This window comes from Streptomyces sp. NPDC020958 (genome assembly GCF_055562175.1).
On record NZ_JBVHFU010000047.1, the window covers coordinates 1 to 3,690 of the forward strand.

A 3,690-nucleotide genomic window follows, 5' to 3' on the forward strand; every position below is an offset into this window, starting at 1 on the left:
CCTCGAACAACTCCGGCAACGTCACATCCGGAACCGCACGAACCGTGTCGTTCCACTCCACCAACACCCGCCGACGCTCCTCGACACCAAGGACACTGACGGAGCGAATCGCTGAATCGGGATCGGCGGTCACCGCCTTCAGGACTCGCACCAGACGGTCCACGAGTCCGCGGCACGTCTCCTCCGAGAACAGGTCGGTTCGGTATTCCAGCAGTCCCTCGAGGCCTGCCGGCCTCCCGTCGACGCCATGCGTCTCGCCCAGGCTGAACGACAGGTCGAACCTGGCGGCGATCCCGTCCACAGGCTCCGCCTGTGTCTTGATTCCGGGCAGGTCGAGCTCCGGGCGGACGTTGTTCTGGAAGGCGAGCATGACCTGGAAGAGGGGGTGGCGAGCCATGGAGCGTGTCGGGTTGAGGATCTCCACGAGCCGCTCGAACGGCACGTCCTGGTGGGCGTACGCCGCCAGGTCCGCCTCCCGGACGCGCTCCACCACCTCCCGGAACGTCGGATCGCCCGACAGGTCGGTCCGCAGGACCAGCGTGTTCACGAAGAACCCGACCATGTCATCGAGGGCGTCGTCGGTACGTCCCGCGACAGGCGTCCCGATCGGGATGTCCTCCCCGGCGCCCATCTTCGACAACAGGACCGCCAGCGCCGCCTGCACCGTCATGAACACACTCGCACCGCAGGAACGGGCCAGCTCCACCAGCCGCGCGTGCACCTCCGCCGGCACATGCACGTCCACCGAAGCACCCTCGTGCGACGCGACAGCGGGGCGCGGGTAATCCACTGGCAGCTCAAGCTGCTCCGGCAGACCGGCCAGGGCCTGCTTCCAGTAGGCGACCTGGGCGGCGATGACACTGTCCGGATCACTTTCGTCGCCGAGAACCTCGCGCTGCCACAGCGTGTAGTCCACGTACTGCACGCTAAGCGGCCGCCACTCCGGAGCACGCCCCTGGCAGCGGGCCGCGAACGCCTGCGAAAGATCCCTCGCCAACGGCGCCATCGACCAGCCGTCCGCCGCGATGTGGTGCACCACCATCACAAGCACCCACTCACCAGGGACGTCCGTCACCTCCAGCAGACGCACCCGCCACGGCAGATCCCGCTCCAGATCGAACCCGGCACCCGTCACCTCCGCCACCACCGCGGCAACGTCACCAGCCGACACGGCCTCCACAACCACCTCGGGAACACCCCCGACGCCCTGCCGGATCTCCTGCCGCGGCTCCCCGTCCACCTGCGGAAACACCGTCCGCAGACTCTCGTGCCGACCCGCCACGTCCCCCAGCGCAGCCCCGAACGCCTCCACATCCAACGCACCCGTCAGACGCAGCACGAGCGGAATGTTGTACGCCGCCGAGACACCCTCGAGCTGACCCAGGAACCACAGACGCCGCTGCGCGAACGACACCGGAAGAACCTCCGGCCGCACCCGCCGCCCGAGCCGCTCCCGGACCCGACCACCCTCACCGAGCCGATCCACCAACCCCGCCACCGTCGGAGCCTCGAACAACGACCGGATACTTACCTCCACCCCGAGGACCGACCGGATCCGGCTCACCAGCCGCGTCGCCAGCAACGAATGCCCGCCCAACTCGAAGAAACCGTCGTCGATCGACACGACATCAACGCCGAGGACCTCGGCGAACAGACCGCACAGGATCTCCTCCCGCGGTGATCGGGGTCCGCGCCCCGCCCCCACCGCGGCGTACTCCGGGACCGGCAGGGCCCGCCGGTCCAGCTTCCCGTTCGGCGTCAACGGCAACGCATCAAGGGCGACGAACGCCGAAGGCACCATGTAGTCCGGCAACCGCTCCGATACGAACCCCCGCATTTCAGCAGGGTCGAGAGCGCTGCGTGCCATGCCGGCTCCGGGCACCACGTACGCCACCAGCCGCTTGTCGCCGGGAGTGTCCTCACGTACGACCACAGCTGCCTGACCCACGAGGGCGTGCTGTGCCAGGGAGATCTCGATCTCGCCGAGTTCGAGTCGCTGTCCGCGGATCTTGACCTGGTGGTCCCGTCGCTCCACGAACTCCAGACAGCCGTCCGGGAGGCACCTGACGTAGTCGCCCATGCGGTACATCCGTGCGCCGGGCTCGTCGGAGAAGGGGTCGGCCACGAAGGCGGCTGCCGTGCGGGGCGCGTCCCCGATGTAGCCCTGGCCGACGCCCACGCCGCTGACGTACATGTCTCCCGGCATTCCCGGCGGGACGGGCTGGAGAGCCTCGTTCAGGATGTACAGCCGTATGTTTCGAATGGGGGTGCCGATGGTGACCTTCTGCTCGGCACCATACTTCTCGCTCGTGATGACGGCGTGCGAGACGTCGTCCGAGCATTCCGTCGATCCGTAGGCGTTGACGAGCGGGATTTCCGGGTACCGCGCGAACCATCGCTCGCACAGGCTGCCCGGGAGCGGCTCACCCGTCACGACCAGCCAGCGGAGCCGCGGCAGTTCGGGCAGCGCTTCCTCGACGTCCCACAGGTCGAGGGCGGCCCGGAGGAGTGAGGGAACGACCTCCAACACGGACACGCCTTCGTCGGTCACGCGCCGGAAGAGCTCCCGGGGGTCTGCTGCGACCGTCCGGTCGACGACCCGGATCCGCCCGCCGAGCATCAGCGCCGCGAACATCTGCCAGACCGAGATGTTGAAGGTCAGCGGCGCGTTCTGCATGACGTTGTCCGCTGCGGAGAGGTCCAGGTCCTCGATCTTCGCCAGCAGGTGGTTCTCCATGCCGGCCCGGTGGACCATCGCTCCCTTCGGTCGTCCGGTGGAACCCGAGGTGAAGATGGAATAGGCGATGTCGTAGGTCTCGGAACGGCTCGGGTACCACTCGGCCTCGTCCTGTTCGTACCCGATGACCAGGACTTCGACGTTGCCACCCGATGCGGCCGCGATGGCGTGCGCCTGCTCGAGGTGCTTCTCCTCCGTCAGCAGACAGTCGGCGCCGCTGTCGGTGAGGTACGTGACACTGCGCGCGTTCGGGGCGTGCGGGTCCAGCGGGATGTAGCCGGCTCGGCTGCCGAACACGCCCAGCACCGACCACACGAACGGCGCGCCGGGGTCGGAGAGGATTCCGACGAGTGTCCCCGCTCCTGTCCCGCGTGCCACGAGGCGCCTGGACAGGGCGCTCGCTCGGGAGATCAGGGTCTCGTAGGTGACGTCTCCTTCGTCGTCCGTGACGGCGACCGCGTCCGGCTGCCGGCGGGCGACGTCCCTGATCCTGTCCACGACGTCGCGGAACTCCGCCACGTCACGTCGACCGTGCAGGGCGGACAGCACCTGCTCACGCTCGTGCGCCTCGAGTATGCCAACACGGCCGACAGGGGTCCGCGGGGTTTCGGCAATGGTCCGGAGAACGAGGAGAAGCCGGTTGCCGAGTTCCTCCACGGCTGTACGGGTGAACAGGTCGGGTCCGTATTCCATGCGGATCTCGACGCTGTCTCCGGGCAGGACGCGGATATTCATCGGGTAGTGGCTGGCGTCGTGGGCTTCGACCTGGGTGAGGGTCAAGGCGGACGTCGCCCGTTCGAAGGCCTCGTTCTCGACCGGATAGTTCTCGAAGACGATCACACTGTCGAAGAGCTCGTTGGCCGGGGTCAGGTTGTGGATGTCGGTGAGTTTGAGGTGCTGGTGGGCCAGGAGGGCGCTCTGTTCGTCCTGGAGCCGCACCAGCGCCTCCCGTA

The 3,690-nt window shown here is 67.8% G+C and carries 1 protein-coding gene; it reads right to left on the reverse strand.

What is annotated here, in order from left to right:
• Window positions 1–3,676 (reverse strand): amino acid adenylation domain-containing protein (locus ACZ3KP_RS40885; protein WP_467506210.1); only part of this gene is annotated, 3,676 nt, incomplete at its 3' end.
• Between the last annotated feature and the right edge of the window lie 14 nt (window positions 3,677–3,690).